The sequence below is a fragment of the Streptomyces beihaiensis genome (genome assembly GCF_026274175.1).
Taxonomy (GTDB): Bacteria; Actinomycetota; Actinomycetes; order Streptomycetales; family Streptomycetaceae; genus Streptomyces; species Streptomyces beihaiensis.
In genome coordinates this window covers 1-15,093 of record NZ_JAPHNL010000259.1, presented here as the reverse complement: position 1 = coordinate 15,093, position 15,093 = coordinate 1, and the positions used below count along the sequence as shown (strand labels likewise).

Below are 15,093 nucleotides of genomic sequence, written 5' to 3'. Positions count from 1 at the left end.
GCACGCCGCGACGGGCCGCGACGAGCCGGGTCCGGCCCGAGCGCTCGCCCGCGCCGGGGTGCCGCCTTGCCCCGCCCTGCCCTCTGGGGCTGCGGGCTGAGGCGAGGCGGCGGGTGGCGACGGGCGTGGGGGCCGCTGTCAGGCCAGTTCGGTCACCTCGAAGGCGTCCAGGGCGAACTCGGCGGTGCCGTCGCCGCCGGTCTTGCGCAGCCCCACCCATGCCTCGCCCTTGCCCGGCGCGGTGAACGTGTAGGCGAGGGCGGTCGGGGCGGTGGCGACCGGCAGGTCCTTGCGGTCGAGTTCCTTGGTGGTGGCGCCGGTGTCGACGCCGGTCACCCAGGCGTACTGTGCGGCCTTCTCGTTCTCGTAGCGGAAGGTGACCTGGTAGCGCTTGCCCGGGGTGAAGCGGACGGTGTGCGGTACGGTGCGGTAGACGAGCCCGGTGTTCTCGCCGCGGGACTTCAGGGACTGCCCGTCGTCGATGACGTCGTCGATGGCCTTGCCGTTCCAGCCGCGCTGTGTGTACGGGGTGTGGCGCTGGCCGATGTGGGTGCGCGGGTCGGTCGAGCCGCCCGCGTCGCCCTTGACGAAGGGGCCCCAGCCCTGCGGGACGTGTTCGAAGTCCTCGGTGGCCACGGTGGCCCGGGGTGGTGCGGGGCGGTCGGTGGCGGCGACGCGCACACTGTCGAAGCGGACACGGTCCGGTCCGGCTTCGGCGGTCAGGGCGAGAGTGACGGGGCCGCCGCCCTCGGGCACCGTGAAGTAGGTGAACATCCGCTGGAAGCGGGTGCCGTGCTTGCGGTCGGCGGCGACGTAGTTGACCGCGGTGGAGGTCTCGGTCCAGTTGGTGGCGGTGACGCCGTCGGCGGTGCGGACCGTCAGGGACGCCTTGCGGCGCGCGCCCGCCTTGGTGCCGACCTCGACCTGGACGGACGCGGCGTAGCGGCCGGGGGCGAGGCGGCTCAGGCGCTGGCTGACGGTGGCCGCGGCACCGGGGGCGATGACGAGTTCGTGGTCGCCGAGGTCGCTGAGCTCGACGCCGGCGGGCCCGGTGACCTGCCAGGCGTCGAGGGTGCCGGAGTGGAATCCGGGGTCGCGCAGTGGTGTGCCCTGGCCCCAGTCGGGGTCGCGGTCGAGGTCGTCGCGGTCCTTGTAGAGGACGTACGGCTGGTCTCCGGCGGCCTTGAGGGTGACCTTGCCGGCGCTGACGGGCACGTACGTGACGAAGGTGCGGCCCTGGTCGGTGAGCCGGTACAGGGCGGTGCGGGTCAGGCTCTCCCACGCACGCGGGAGGTGCCATGTGCTGGTGCCGCCCTTGGGGTTGTAGTGGTAGAGCCGGTCGGGGTCGGTAGGTCTGCGGGGCTCCCAGGGCAGCAGGTAGCTGCCGTCGTCGTAGACGAGGCGGTCGTCGGTGGTGATGCGGCGGGCGCCGGTGGCGTCACTGACGGTGGTGTGCGCCGGGTCGAGGAAGGTGACCTCGTGCTCGGTCCATGTCCTGATGGGTTGGGCCTGGAGGTATTTGGCGGGCAGGGAGTGGGTCCAGATGAGCCGGTAGAAGGTGGTCCAGTCGGTTTTGCCGCGCCAGCCTTCGAAGTTGCCCATGCGGGCGGTGCCCAACAGGGGCCATTTGTCAGCGAAGACGTCCTTTTGGTGGTGGCGGATGAAGCGGACCAGGCGGGAGTTGATGCCGCGTGAGGTGTCGGGGCCGTAGTCGGTCTCCGTGGCCCAGTGCGACCACAGGGAGGAGCGTTCCAGTCCGTGTGCCCATTCGGAGGCCACGTGCCAGCCCTGGTCGCGCAGGGCGCGCTGGAGGCGGTCGGAGGTCCAGCCGGATTCGCGGAACACGTCGACGTAGATGGAGTCGAGTGCGGGGTCGGCGTCGTGGCGCAGGTCTGCGAAGCGTTTGATGATGTCGCCGGAGACGAGGTCGCGGCGCTGGTCGATGCGGTAGCTCTGGTCGAGCCAGTCCCATTGCCTGTTCGTCTTGTCGACGAGGGTCTCGGAGAAGGCGTGGGCGACGGGGTATGCCTCGGTCGCGTTGACGTGGACGGCGAAGTCGCTGTTCCACTTGCTGCCTTCGCGCACGAGGGTGTTGAGGTCGTCGAGGCCGCCCGCGCGCGTGTTGTAGTTCCCTGCGTAGTCCGGGTGGGCGGAGTCGTGGCCCTCGGACTGGTAGCCCTTGAGGAGGGTGTATTGGCGCAGGCCGTCGGTGGCGAGGTGGATGCGCTTGACGTTGTCGAGGGTGGCGAGGAAGGGGTTGGTGGCCTGGGAGGCGAAGTTGAACGGGATGTGCGGGACGACGCGCAGGTGCTGTTCGTCGGCGCCGAGGGGGGTGACGGCGATGTCGCGGAAGGCTATGGCGGCGTCCTGCCAGTCGACGGTGCCGTCGCCGTTGCGGTCGCCGGTGACGATGACCGCGGCGTACGGGAGGGGTTCGGTGGCGTCGACCGGTGAGGTGGCGGCGCGGTGGGTCCACTGCCCGGGGGTGAGGCGGGCGGCGGTGTGGTCGGCGGCTCGCACGACGTCGTGCCACAGGCGGCCGTTCTCCCAGGTGGTGCCGTCGCTGCCGGAGGGCTTGTCGTAGACGGTGTTGGTCTCCACGGCGCCGCCGAGTCCGTCGTGGGCGACGACGGCGTACGCGCAGCCGGTGCGGGCCACCGGGGTGCTGTCGGCGGTCGGGGTGACGAGGGTGTCGCCGCTCTTGGCCTTGTCGAGTTGGAGGCGGGCGGCGAGCAGGGTGGCGCCGGGCTGGTCGCTGCGGACGGAGAGCAGGGCGAGGCCGGGGATCTCCAGGGTGCCGACGCGCAGCGCGTCGGTGTCGGTGATGTCGGTGACGCGCCAGTCGACGCGGTGTCCTTCGACGCCGATGCGGACGTCGATGGTGGTGCCGCCGGTGAGGGTGAGGCGGTAGTCGGCGCGGTCGGAGCCGATCGTCGAGGTGACCTCCGGGGTGTGCTCGGTGCCGTCGACGAGGAGGGTGGTGACCGGGTCGGGCTGGGCGTGCAGCACGGCGCCGGTGGCCCGGTCGGTGTAGGAGACGACGGCCGGGAAGGCGGGGTGGACGCGGACGTCGAGTTCCGGGGAGCTGATCCGGGCGGTGCCGAGGGTGGCGGGTGTGGCGGGTGTGGCGGCCTGTGCGGGGCCGGTCAGGCCGCCGAGTGCGGCGCTCGCTCCGGCGGCGGCTGTGGCGGCGACGACCGCTCTTCGGCTGGGGCCCGGCCGGTGCCCTGTCTCGTCCGGGTCCGGCTGCTTCGGCTCGTCCGGCTGGTGCGACGGCTGGCGTGTGGGCTGCACGGCACGCTCCTTCTCACGGCGGGTTCTGTTCTGGCGGTGGCTCGGCGCGCCGATCACGATGCGTCGGCCATGGCGTGTGCGCCCATGGACAAAGCGGAGGCAGGTGTTGGATTAATGGCGTCGCCCGCCGCGGGCGGTGGCCGTGGCCGGGCAGCTGCCGCCTGCCGCGTGTGACGGTCGGCGGAGCCGGTGCGCTGGAGGAGTACGGACGGCCGCGCCCGGCCGCGCCGATTCCTCGCGGGACCGGTCGGGCGGGGCCGTGTGCGCCGTCGTGCGGTGTTGCGGCGGTGTTCGCCTGCGTGCGGGCGCCGTACTCTGAAGACGCCGGGTCCGGGGGCCTGCCCCGAAGGAACACGGCCCGGCTGCGGCAGGGGGTGCGTGCGTGGCGAACGGCGGACCGGTGGTGCACGGATATCCGCACCTGGAGACCGTACGGTCGGCGGTCACCGCGCTGTACAAGCGTCTGTCGTACGACAGCCTGCACTCGTTCGCCCCCAGTGTCGCCCCGGTCGACGTGGCCTTCTGCGATCAGGACGATCTCTATCTGGGTGCCCAGCGGGTGGCGCACGAGCTGGTGCGGCACTACCGGCTGCCGGACGCGCGGATGATCGTGAGTTTCCGCGAGATGCAGCACGCGGCGAGTGTGGAGCTGGCGGCGGGCCCGGAGTACTTCATCGAGCTGAACGACCGCTTCCGCACACATCGCAGGGACATCGGGGCGGCGCTCGCCCACGAGATCATGCATGTGTATCTGCACCGTCTCGATCTTTCGTTCCCGGGGACGCGGGACAACGAGATCCTCACCGATGTCGCGGCGACGTACCTGGGCGCGGGATGGCTGCTGCTCGACGCCTACCGGGAGGACTCCGCCTCGTCGCAGAAGCTCGGCTATCTGACGCCGGAGGAGTTCGGCTACGTGCTCGCGAAGCGGTCGCTGGCGTTCGGCGAGGCTCCGGAGACGTGGTTCACCAGTCCGCAGGCGTACACGGCGTACACGCAGGGCCTGGCGCAGGCGCGCCAGGACGAGCGGCAGCCGCCGCTGGCGGCGGCCGGCTGGGCGGGGCGGCGACGCTACGCGAAGGACCGCCGCTACGCACGCGATCACGGCGCGCGCGGCCCGGCGCCCGGCGGCCCGTACGCCTTCTCCCCGGACGGTTCCGGCGGGCTGCGGGTGGCCTTCCCCTGTCCGACGTGCCACCAGCGGATCAGGGTTCCGGTGCGGGGCCGGGTGCGCGCGCGGTGTTCGCTGTGCCGGACGGTCATGGAGTGCGACACGTGAGGCCGCGGTCATGACGCGCCGTACACGGGGCCGGGCGGTTCGGCCCGTGTGAGGAGTTCGCGGGCCGCCCTGCCCGCCTGAGCGGGCGTCCACCGCTGCCCCTTGTCGATGCCGGGCCCTGCCCGCCAGCCGTCCATGACGGTGATCCGGCCGCCTTCGGTCTCGAAGACTCTGCCGCTCACGCCGTCGCTCGGGGCGCCGGAGCCGAGCCAGACGACGAGCGGTGAGACGTTCTCCGGGGCCATCGCGTCGAAGCCGCCGTCGGCGGGGGCGGCCATGGTGGTGGCGAAGGCGGCTTCGGTCATGCGGGTCCTGGCGGCCGGTGCGATGGCGTTGACCTGGACCCCGTAGCGCCCGAGCTCCGCCGCGGCGACCAGGGTCAGGCCGAGGATGCCGGCCTTGGCCGCGCTGTAGTTGCCCTGGCCGACCGAGCCCAGTAGGCCCGCTCCGGAGGAGGTGTTGACGACACGGGCCACCGGGGTGCGGCCCGCCTTGGTCTCGGCACGCCAGTGCACGGCCGCGTGCTTGAGCGGCAGGAAGTGGCCTTTGAGGTGGACCCTCATGACGGCGTCCCAGTCGTCCTCGTCGAGATTCACCAGCATCCGGTCGCGCAGGAATCCGGCGTTGTTGACCAAGGTGTCGAGGCGGCCGAAGGTGGTGACGGCCGTGGCGACGAGGGAGGCCGCGCCCCGTTCGGTCGCCACGTCGCCGCCGTGGGCCACGGCGTCGCCGCCCAGGCTCCTTATCTCCTGGGCCACTTGGGCGGCGGGGCTGTCGGGGGCGGGGGTGCCGTCGAGCCCCACGCCCAGGTCGTTGACGACGATCTTCGCCCCTTCGGCCGCGAATGCGAGCGCGTGCGCGCGCCCGAGGCCGCGCCCCGCCCCGGTCACGGCGACGACCCGCCCCGCGCAGAGCCCTCCGCTCTCCTTGCTGTGCCTCATCTCGTCTCCCCTCGCTCGCGCTTACTCGCCCTTGCTCGCCCTTGTCGGTCTCGTCGGTCTCGTCGGTCTCCCCGGTCTCCCCGGTCTCGGTGTCGGTGTCCCGCCGTCGTGGACGTTGCTGGTCTTGTCGTCCTTGTTGACCGTCGCCGCCGCCAGGAACGCGGGGGCCTCTCCCCCGCCGTGCACGAGCAGGCTGGCCCCGGTGATGTATGAGGCCGCGTCCGATGCCAGGAACACGGCTGCCTCTCCTACTTCGTGCGGCTCAGCGAGGCGGCCGATCGGCACGGTGGCGCCGACGGCGGCCACGCCGTCCTCGTCCCCGTAGTGCAGGGCGGCGAGTTCGGTGCGGACCATGCCGAGCACGAGCGTGTTCACGCGTATGTGAGGGGCCCACTCGACGGCCATGGACCGGGCCAGGTTCTCCAGGCCCGCCTTGGCCGCCCCATAGGCCGCGCTGCCCGGCGAGGGGCGGGTGCCGCTGACGCTGCCGATCATCACCACGCTGCCGCCCGCCGCGGCGAGCTGCTCGCGGGCGGCGAGCGACGCGGTCAGCGGTGCTGTCAGGTTGAGTTCGAGCACGCGGGCGTGCCGCCGCGCGTCCGCCTCGTCCAGGCGCCGGTACGGGGTGCCGCCCGCGTTGTTCACCAGCACGTCGACCCGGTCGAGTCTCGCGAACATCTCCCGGACGGCATCCGCGTCGCGCAGGTCGACCGGAACGAACTCGCAGCCGGGCAGCGGTGCCTTGGGCGGTCTGCGGGCGCACACCACCACTCGCGCGCCCGTCCGTGCGAACGCGTCCACGATGCCCGCGCCCACTCCTCTCGTCCCGCCCGTGACCACCACGACCCGGCCGTTCAGATCTGTCCCGCCGCTCATCCTGTTCATCCCGCTCGCCCCGTTCCGCCTGTCGGTCGTGCCTGCTACCGTCGTCGATGTACCAAACAAACGTTAGGTGGAAAGGTAGCTGAACGCCATGGGTGTCTCCACCTCCTCACCCGAAAAGGGGATCTCCGTCGTCACGATGGACTTCCCTCCGGTCAACGCGCTGCCGGTGCAGGGCTGGTACGACGTGGCGGACGCGATACTCGCCGCGGGCCGGGCCCCGGGCGTGCGCTGTGTCGTGCTGTGCGCGGCCGACGGCTGCCGCGGGTTCAGCGCGGGGGTGGACATCAAGGAGATGCAGCGCGAGGCGGCGAGCGGAGCGGGTGGCCGCTCCACGTTGCTGGGCGCCAACCGAGGCTGCTACGAGGCGTTTTCGGCGGTGTACCGCTGCGAGGTCCCGGTGATCGCCGCAGTCGGCGGGTTCTGTCTGGGCGGCGGCGTCGGGCTCGTGGGGAACGCTGACGCGATCGTGGCGAGCGACGACGCGACGTTCGGCCTGCCGGAGCTGGACCGGGGCGCGCTCGGCGCGGCCACGCACCTGTCCCGTCTGGTGCCGCAGCACCTCATGCGCGCGCTCTTCTACACCTCGCGCACGGCCACCGCCGCCGAGTTGCGTGCGCACGGCTCGGTGTGGCAGGTCGTGCCCCGGCCCCGGCTGCGCGCGGCGGCCCTGGAGCTGGCCCGGGAGATCGCCCGCAAGGACGGTTACCTGCTGCGTCTGGCCAAGGCCGCGCTCAACGGCATCGACCCGGTGGACGTGCACCGCAGCTACCGCTTCGAGCAGGGCTTCACGTTCGAGGCGAACCTCAGCGGGGTCGCCGACCGGGTCCGCGACACATTCGCGCAGGAGGACAAGTGACCACGAGCAACACGGCGGACAAGCTGCTGACACCCGAGGAGGCCGTGGCGTGCCTGCGCAGCGGCATGACCCTCGGCATCGGCGGTTGGGGCTCTCGCCGCAAACCCATGGCGCTCGTACGGGCATTGCTGCGCAGCGACATCTCGGACCTGACGGTCGTCTCGTACGGCGGTCCCGACGTGGGGATGCTGGCGGCGGCGGGGAAGATCCGCAAGCTGGTCGCCGCGTTCGCGACGCTCGACTCGATCCCGCTGGAGCCGAACTTCCGGGCGGCGCGCCAGCGGGGCGCGTTCGAGCTCATGGAGGTCGACGAGGCCATGTTCATGTGGGGGCTGCACGCGGCGGCGAACCGGCTGCCGTTCCTGCCGGTCCGCGCGGGCATCGGCTCGGACGTCATGCGCGTCAACCCGGGTCTGCGGACGGTCACGTCGCCGTACGAGGACGCGGAGATGTTCGTCGCCATGCCGGCGTTGCGCATGGACGCGGCGCTGGTGCACGTCAACCGCGCGGACCGCCGGGGCAACGGCCAGTACCTGGGCCCGGACCCGTACTTCGACGACCTGTTCTGCGAGGCGGCCGACACGGCGTACGTGTCGTGCGAGCGGGTCGTCGAGAGCTTCGAGGGGAGCGTCCCGCAGTCCCTGCTCATCAAGCGGCACGCGGTGACGGGGGTCGTCGAGACGCCGAACGGCGCGCACTTCACGTCCTGTGTGCCCGACTACGACCGGGACGAGGCGTTCCAGAAGATGTACGCGACCACGCCCTGGTCCGAGTTCGCCGAGCGGTTCCTGCCCCCCGGCGGCGACGAGAAGCAGTACCAGTCGGCCGTCCAGGTCTGGCACGAGGAGCAGAAGTGACCACCGTGACGGAGGTGACCCGGGCCGAGTACTCCGTGATCGCATGCGCCGACGCCTGGCGGGGCGACGGCGAGGTGCTGGCCAGTGCGATGGGCGGCCTGGTACCGGCGTTCGGTGCCCGCCTCGCCAAGCGCGCCTTCTCCCCCGACCTGCTGTTGACCGACGGGGAGGCGATGCTGGTCGGCCTCGACGGCGCGGTGGAGGGGTGGCTTCCGTACCGGCAGCATCTGGCGTTCGTCACGGGCGGCAAGCGGCACGTCATGATGGGCGCGAGCCAGCTCGACCGGTTCGGCAACATGAACATCTCGTGCATCGGCGACTGGGCCAGACCCGACCGCCAGCTCCTGGGCGTGCGCGGCGCTCCGGTCAACACACTCAACAATGCGGTGAGTTACTGGGTGCCCCGGCACAGCACACGGGTCTTCGTCGAGAAGGTCGACATGATCAGCGGGGTCGGCTACGACAGTGCGGCCGCGGCGGGGCCTTCCGCCACCCGCTACCACCGCATTCCGCGCGTGGCGACGAACCTGGCCGTGCTCGACTTCGCGTCGCCCGGCCACGCGATGCGGCTGGTGTCCGTGCACCCCGGGGTCACGGTGGAGCAGGTCCAGGAGGCGACGGGGTTCCCGCTCGTGCTGCCCGAGAACGGGGTGCCCTTCACACGTGAGCCGACACCCGAGGAGCTGCGGCTGATCCGTGAGGTGATCGACCCGGAGGGGCTGCGGGAACGAGAGGTCGGCCCGGCATGACGGCGTCCGCTGGTTCCGGGTTCACGCTGTCCACCCCGCTCACCGAGCTGACCGGAATCCGCCACCCTGTCGTGCAGACCGGCATGGGCTGGGTGGCAGGTCCCCGCCTGGTCTCGGCGACGGCCGAGGCGGGGGCGCTCGGGGTGCTGGCCTCCGCGACGATGCCCCTGGGGCAACTCCGCACTGCCGTGAAGGAGGTCAAGAGCCGCACCGACCGGCCCTTCGGGGTGAACCTGCGGGCCGACGCGGGGGACGCCCGCGAGCGCGTGCGGATCATCGTCGACGAAGGGGTGAAGGTCGCCTCGTTCGCGCTCGCGCCCTCCCGGGAGCTGATCGCCGAGCTGAAGGACGCGGGCGTCGTCGTCATCCCGTCGATCGGCGCGCGGCGGCACGCCGAGAAGGTCGCGGCATGGGGCGCGGACGCGGTGATCGTGCAGGGCGGGGAGGGCGGTGGCCACACCGGGGACGTGGCGACGAGCGTGCTGCTGCCGCAGGTGGTGGACGCGGTGGACATACCGGTGGTCGGGGCGGGCGGGTTCCACGACGGGCGTGGACTGGTCGCCGCGCTCGCCTACGGGGCGGCGGGTGTCGCCATGGGCACGCGGTTTCTGCTGACATCGGACTCCACCGTTCCGGACGCGGTGAAGGCCCGGTATCTCGCGGCGTCGGTACGGGATGTGACGGTGACCCGCGCGGTGGACGGGCTGCCCCACCGGATGCTCCGCAGCGATCTGGTCGACGCGCTGGAGGGCGCCGGACGGACACGCGCCCTGTACCAGGCCGTCCGCCGGGCGGCACGGTTCCGGAGGCTGTCCGGGCTGAGCTGGGCGCGGATGGTTCGCGACGGCCTGGCCATGAAGCACGGGAGGGACCTGTCGTGGAGCCAGGTGCTGCTGGCCGCCAACACGCCGATGCTGCTCAAGGCGTCCATGGTCGAGGGCCGCACCGATCTCGGCGTCATGGCGTCGGGCCAGGTCGCGGGGCTCATCGAGGACCTGCCGAGCTGTGCGGAGTTGGTCGCGCGGGTGATGCGGGAGGCGCGGGAGGTGCTTGAGGCACTGCCGGTTCCGGCACCGGAGTGACCCGCCCCGGCGGGCAGGCCGCTCACACCTCCCGTACGGCGATCCCGTCCAGGACCATCGACAGGTACTGCCGGGCGATCTCCTCCGGACTGTGCTGTCCGCCCGGCCGGTACCAGGACGCGGCGACCCATACGGTGTCGCGCACGAACCGGTAGGTGAGCCGGATGTCGAGGTCGGCGCGGAAGACCTTCTCGGCGACACCGCGCTCCAGCGTGGTCAGCCAGGCATTCTCGAAGCGTCGCTGTGACTGGGCGAGGAATTCGAAGCGCTCCTGCGCGACGAGCTGCCGGGACTCCTTCTGGTAGATCGCGACGGCGGCGCGGTGCCGGTCGATCTCGCGGAACGACTCGGTGACGAGCGCCTCCAGTGTCTCGCGCGGGCCCAGGTCGGCGTCGAGCACGGCGTCGTAACCGGACCACAGTTCGTCGAGGAAGGTGCGCAGGATCTCCTCGAGCATCGACTCCTTGGAGTCGAAGTGGTAGTAGAGGCTGCCCGCGAGCATCCCGGCGTGGTCGGCGATCTTGCGCACGGTCGTCGCGTTGTACCCCTGTTCGGCGAAGACCTCGGCGGCGGTGCCGAGGAGTTCTCGGCGCCGCTCGGGCGGGGCACTCGCCTGGGGCTTCTTCTTCGTAGGCACCTCCCTATTGTCCCGCCCCGCGCCGGACCGGGTGGCGGCCCCCGGGCCACACGGGGGCGAAAGGATCCAAAGGGGTCACGAAGGTCACAGGCATCGCCGTTGTCACGTGGGCCACGTGGCTCACAGGCGTTCGACGATCGTGACGTTGGCCTGGCCGCCGCCTTCGCACATGGTCTGCAGCCCGAACCGTCCGCCGGTGCGCTCCAGTTCGTGCACGAGAGTCGTCATGAGCCGGGCTCCGGTGGCGCCGAGGGGGTGGCCGAGGGCGATGGCCCCGCCGTTGACGTTGACCTTGTCCGGGTCGGTGCCCGTCTCCTTCAGCCAGGCGAGCACGACGGGCGCGAACGCCTCGTTGATCTCCACCAGGTCGATGTCGGTCATGCTCAGGGCGGTCTTCTTCAGGGCGTGGGCCGTGGCGGGGATCGGTGCGGAGAGCATCCGGATGGGGTCCTCACCGCGCACGGAGAGATGGTGGATGCGGGCGCGTGGCGTCAGGCCGTGGTCATGTACGGCCTGTTCGGAGGCGATCAGGAGGGCCGCGGCGCCGTCGGAGACCTGGGAGGAACAAGCGGCGGTGACGGTGCCGCCTTCGACGACGGGGTCGAGCGCGGCCATTTTCTCCAGTGTGGTGTCGCGGCGCGGTCCCTCGTCGGCGGTCACCTCTCCGTACGCGACAGTCTCGCGGGTGAAGCGGCCCTCGTCGATGGCGCGCAGGGCGCGCCGGTGGGAGCGCAGGGCCCATTCCTCCTGCTCGCGGCGGGTGATGCCCCACTTGTCGGCGATCAGCTCGGCGCCGTGGAACTGGTTGACCGGCTGGTCGCCGTAGCGGGCGCGCCAGCCCTCGCTGCCCAGGTAGGGGCCCTGGGTGAGGCCGAGTGGTTCAGCGGCCTGCCGGGAGGCGAAGGCGATGGGGATCATGGACATGTTCTGGGTGCCTCCGGCCACGACGAGGTCCTGGGTTCCCGCCAGGACGCCCTGCGCGGCGAAGTGCAGGGCCTGCTGCGAGGATCCGCACTGCCGGTCGACGGTGACGCCCGGCACTTCTTCTGGCAGCCCGGCGGCGAGCCAGCAGGTGCGGGCGATGTCACCGGCCTGCGGCCCTACGGTGTCGAGGCAGCCGAAGACGACGTCGTCGACGGCGGCCGGGTCGATACCGGTGCGTGCCACGAGTTCCTTGAGGACATGGGCGCCCAGGTCGGCGGGGTGGACGCCGCTGAGTCCGCCTCGGCGGCGTCCGACGGGGGTGCGGACGGAGTCGACGATGTATGCCTCGGCCACGGCGGTTCGCTCCTTTCGAGCGCCTCTTGAGTGCCTTTCGACTTGCTTGCCTATCGACTTGCCTGTCGGTCGACTTGCCTGTCGGTCGACTTGCTCGCCTGCCCGGCTTGCTTGTCTTTCGAACGGCGGCGGTGGCTCACCAGGACGGCTTCTTCTCAGGCGCGCTGGCTGCTGACGGAGACGACCTCGCCGGTCATGTACGAGGAGTAACGGGAGGCCAGGAAGACGATCACGTTGGCCACCTCCCAAGGCTCCGCGTGGCGCCCGAACGCTTCCTTCCGCGTGAGGTCGGCGAGGATTTCCTCCGAGGTGACCTTCGCCAGGTGGGGGTGGAGGGCGAGGCTCGGAGCCACCGCGTTGACCCGCGCGCCGAACTGCGCCGCCTCCAGCGCGGCGCACCGGGTCAGGGCCATCACGCCGGCCTTGGCCGCCGCGTAGTGGGCCTGTCCGGTCTGGGCGCGCCAGCCGACCACCGAGGCGTTGTTGACCACGATGCCACCGCGGCCGGAGTCGCGGAAGGCGCGCAGGGCGGCCCGGGTGCAACGGAACGTGCCGTTCAGCGTCACGTCCATCACCTTGCTCCAGGCTTCGTCAGTCATGTCGACGAGCTCCGACGTCCCGCCCAGGCCCGCGTTGTTGATGACGATGTCAAGGCCGTCGTACGCCTCGGCGGCGAACGCGAACAGGGCCTGGACCTGCGTCTCGTCCGTGACGTCGCAGGGCAGGGCATGGACACGGTCGGCACCGAACTCGTCGGCGAGTGCCCGCTCGCTCTCCTTGAGCCTGCGTATGTGCGCGTCACTGATGACGACCCGGGCGCCCTCCTCCAGGAAGCGGCGCGCGGTCGCACCGCCTATCCCGGCGCCCGCGGCGGCGGTGATCACGGCGCCGCGGCCCGCCAGCAGGCCGTGCCCCGGCACGTATTCCGCTCGAAACTCCTCGACACCGATCATGCGCCTACGGTAACCTACCAAACACTTGTTAGGGAAGGCTGGTGAGCGCGATGGACCTCGACTTCACACCCGGGCAGGAGGCACTGCGCGCCGACGCGAGGGAATGGCTCGCGGCGCATGTGCCGCGACGACCGCTGCCCTCGCTCGAGACGGCGGAGGGCTTCGCCGCGCACCGAGCCTGGGAGGCCGAACTGTCCGCGGGCCGCTGGTCGGTGGTGTCGTGGCCCCGGGAGTTCGGGGGTCGTGGCGCCGACATCTTCGGGTGGCTGGCCTTCGAGGAGGAGTACTACGCGGCGGGCGCGCCAGGACGGGTCTCGCAGAACGGCATCAACCTGCTGGCACCGACGCTGTTCGACCACGGCACCGAGGAGCAGCGGGCGCGGGTCCTTCCGTCGATGGCGAGCGGCGAGGTGATCTGGGCGCAGGCATGGTCGGAGCCGGAGGCGGGTTCGGACCTGGCCTCACTGCGCTCGCGGGCGGTGCGCACGGACGGCGGGTGGCTGCTGCGGGGGCAGAAGACCTGGTCGTCGCGGGCCGCGTTCGCCGACCGGGCCTTCGGCATCTTCCGCACGGACCCGGCCGCGGCCAAGGCGCACCACGGCCTGACCTACGTGATGTTCGACCTGCGCGCGCCGGGCGTCACGGTCCGCCCGATCGGCCGCCTAGACGGCAGACCGGCGTTCGCGGAGCTCTTCCTGGACGACGTGTTCGTGCCGGACGCCGACGTGATCGGGGAGGTCGGGAACGGCTGGCGGATAGCGATGTCGACGACCGGCAATGAGCGGGGGCTGATGCTCCGCTCCCCCGGCCGTTTCCTGGCGTCGGCGGAGCGGCTGGTGCGGCTGTGGCGGGAGCGGGGTGCGGACCCGGCGCTGCGTGAGCGGGTGGCGGACGCGGCGATCGGGGCGCGGGCCTACCAGTTGTTCACGTACGCCCACGCGTCACGGTTCGCGGCGGGCGGGCGGATCGGCGCCGAGTCCAGCCTGAACAAGGTGTTCTGGTCCGAGTACGACGTGGCGCTGCACGAGACGGCGCTCGAACTGCTGGGGGCGGAGGGCGAAGCGGCCGACGGAGAGTGGGCCGAGGGGTATGTGTTCTCGCTGGCGGGTCCCATCTACGCGGGGACCAACGAGATCCAGCGCGACATCATCGCCGAGCGGCTGCTCGGCCTGCCGAAGGGACGCCGCTGATGAGGTTCCTCCTGGACGCGGAGCAGGCCGAGTTCGGCCGGACGCTCGACCGGATGCTCGGCGCGGCAGACACGCCCTCGGCGGTCCGGGCATGGGCGTGCGGTGACCACGGGCCGGGGCGGTCGCTGTGGGCGCGGCTCGGCGAGGCCGGGATGTTCGCCCTGGCGGTGCCGGAGACGTACGAGGGGGTGGGCCCGCTCCCCGTGGAGCTGGCGGTGGCGTACGTCGAGGCGGGACGCCACGCGATACCCGGCCCGGTCGTGGAGACGGCCGCGGTGGCCACGCTGCTGGCCGAGCTCCCCGACCCCGGCCGGGCCAAGGAGTGGCTGCCCCGGATCGCCTCCGGCGAGGCGCTGGCCACGCTTGTCGCCGCTCCCGGGAAGGGCTCCGGCGGGGGCTTCGCGTCGGGCCCGTACGCGCTGGACGCCGACGCCGCGGACGCGGTGTTCGTGGCATCGGGTGACGAGCTGCGCCTGGCCACGGGACACGGCCCGCTGCGGCCGTCCGCCGATCCGGCACGGCGGCTGTTCGCGCCGGAAGGCGGCACCGTGGTGGCCCGAGGCTCGGCGATACGCGCGGCCGTGGGGCGGGCGACGGAGCTCGCCGCGTTACTGACGGCGGCACAGGCGCTCGGTGTGGGGCTCGAACTGCTCCGCCGCACCGTCGAGTACGTCAAGCGGCGGGAGCAGTTCGGCGTGCCGGTCGGCTCGTTCCAGGCGGTCAAGCACCGGTTGGCAGACGCCCTGATCGGGCTGGAGTTCACGCGGCCGCTACTGTTCGGCGCGGCGCTCTCGAAGTCCCCGGTGGACGTGGCGGCGGCCAAGACCGCGGCCGGTGACGCCGCCTACACCGCCGCGCGTACCGCGCTCCAGTTGCACGGCGCGGTGGGCTACACGGAGGAGCTGGACCTGTCGCTGTGGCTGCGAAAGGCACGGCCGCTGCGCGACGCGTGGGGCACCCCCGCGGCGTGCCGGGCCCGTGTCGTACGGCCGCAGAGCGCACCGGAGGTCACATGAGCGTCACCCTCGACGGAAAGGTCGCGCTCGTCACCGGCGCGGGGCGCGGGGCGCGGGGCGCGGGGCGCGGGGCGCG

The 15,093-nt window shown here is 72.0% G+C and carries 13 protein-coding genes; 7 read left to right on the top strand and 6 right to left on the bottom strand.

The window, feature by feature from the left end; all coding sequences use genetic code 11:
• Positions 1-138 precede the first annotated feature (138 nt).
• On the bottom strand, positions 139-3,294 hold the full coding sequence (locus OFY01_RS20445; RefSeq protein ID WP_266601974.1) for an endo-alpha-N-acetylgalactosaminidase family protein: 3,156 nt from the start codon (positions 3,292-3,294) through the stop codon (positions 139-141).
• A gap of 382 nt (positions 3,295-3,676) precedes the next feature.
• On the opposite strand from OFY01_RS20445, the gene OFY01_RS20440 reads away from it, so the two are divergent.
• Positions 3,677-4,573 (top strand): hypothetical protein, encoded by an 897-nt coding sequence (locus OFY01_RS20440; protein ID WP_266601972.1) that lies wholly within the window; start codon positions 3,677-3,679, stop codon positions 4,571-4,573.
• 8 nt (positions 4,574-4,581) lie between these two features.
• Here the strand turns inward: OFY01_RS20440 and OFY01_RS20435 are convergent, their stop codons facing one another.
• Both OFY01_RS20435 and OFY01_RS20430 read right to left on the bottom strand, forming a co-directional pair.
• Positions 4,582-5,514 carry an SDR family oxidoreductase gene (locus tag OFY01_RS20435; protein ID WP_266601970.1) on the bottom strand — a complete coding sequence of 311 codons (933 nt, stop codon included), beginning with the start codon at positions 5,512-5,514 and terminating at the stop codon, positions 4,582-4,584.
• Positions 5,515-5,535: 21 nt separating this feature from the next.
• Positions 5,536-6,390: an SDR family oxidoreductase gene (locus OFY01_RS20430; protein WP_266601968.1), complete on the bottom strand. Its 855-nt coding sequence runs from the start codon at positions 6,388-6,390 to the stop codon at positions 5,536-5,538.
• Between the two features lie 97 nt (positions 6,391-6,487).
• On the opposite strand from OFY01_RS20430, the gene OFY01_RS20425 reads away from it, so the two are divergent.
• The 4 genes from OFY01_RS20425 to OFY01_RS20410 are packed head-to-tail and all read left to right on the top strand — an operon-like array spanning position 6,488 to position 9,943.
• Positions 6,488-7,255, top strand: coding sequence for an enoyl-CoA hydratase family protein (locus OFY01_RS20425; RefSeq protein WP_266601966.1), 768 nt, complete (start codon positions 6,488-6,490; stop codon positions 7,253-7,255).
• Positions 7,252-8,112, top strand: a complete 861-nt coding sequence (locus OFY01_RS20420) for a CoA transferase subunit A (RefSeq protein WP_266601964.1) — start codon at positions 7,252-7,254, stop codon at positions 8,110-8,112. Before OFY01_RS20425 ends, OFY01_RS20420 begins: the two co-directional genes overlap by 4 nt.
• A 5-nt stretch (positions 8,113-8,117) precedes the next feature.
• Positions 8,118-8,861, top strand: coding sequence for a CoA-transferase subunit beta (locus tag OFY01_RS20415; protein ID WP_266602015.1), 744 nt, complete (start codon positions 8,118-8,120; stop codon positions 8,859-8,861).
• 26 nt (positions 8,862-8,887) lie between these two features.
• On the top strand, positions 8,888-9,943 hold the full coding sequence (locus OFY01_RS20410) for an NAD(P)H-dependent flavin oxidoreductase (RefSeq protein WP_407700387.1): 1,056 nt from the start codon (positions 8,888-8,890) through the stop codon (positions 9,941-9,943).
• A gap of 22 nt (positions 9,944-9,965) precedes the next feature.
• Here the strand turns inward: OFY01_RS20410 and OFY01_RS20405 are convergent, their stop codons facing one another.
• The 3 genes from OFY01_RS20405 to OFY01_RS20395 form a co-directional block, all read right to left on the bottom strand.
• Positions 9,966-10,580, bottom strand: coding sequence for a TetR/AcrR family transcriptional regulator (locus OFY01_RS20405; protein ID WP_266601960.1), 615 nt, complete (start codon positions 10,578-10,580; stop codon positions 9,966-9,968).
• 120 nt (positions 10,581-10,700) lie between these two features.
• The gene (locus OFY01_RS20400; protein ID WP_266601958.1) at positions 10,701-11,858 is read right to left on the bottom strand and encodes an acetyl-CoA C-acetyltransferase; all 1,158 of its coding nucleotides are present in this window, start codon (positions 11,856-11,858) and stop codon (positions 10,701-10,703) included.
• A gap of 155 nt (positions 11,859-12,013) precedes the next feature.
• Positions 12,014-12,811 (bottom strand): SDR family oxidoreductase, encoded by a 798-nt coding sequence (locus OFY01_RS20395; protein WP_266601956.1) that lies wholly within the window; start codon positions 12,809-12,811, stop codon positions 12,014-12,016.
• Positions 12,812-12,861: 50 nt separating this feature from the next.
• Between OFY01_RS20395 and OFY01_RS20390 the strand changes: the two genes are divergently transcribed.
• Together OFY01_RS20390 and OFY01_RS20385 are read left to right on the top strand one after the other, a co-directional pair.
• A complete protein-coding gene (locus OFY01_RS20390) occupies positions 12,862-14,001 on the top strand; it encodes an acyl-CoA dehydrogenase family protein (protein WP_266602013.1) in 1,140 nt (379 codons plus the stop codon).
• Positions 14,001-15,017: an acyl-CoA dehydrogenase family protein gene (locus tag OFY01_RS20385; protein ID WP_266601954.1), complete on the top strand. Its 1,017-nt coding sequence runs from the start codon at positions 14,001-14,003 to the stop codon at positions 15,015-15,017. The genes OFY01_RS20390 and OFY01_RS20385 overlap by 1 nt, the downstream gene beginning before the upstream one ends.
• The last annotated feature ends 76 nt before the right edge of the window (positions 15,018-15,093 follow it).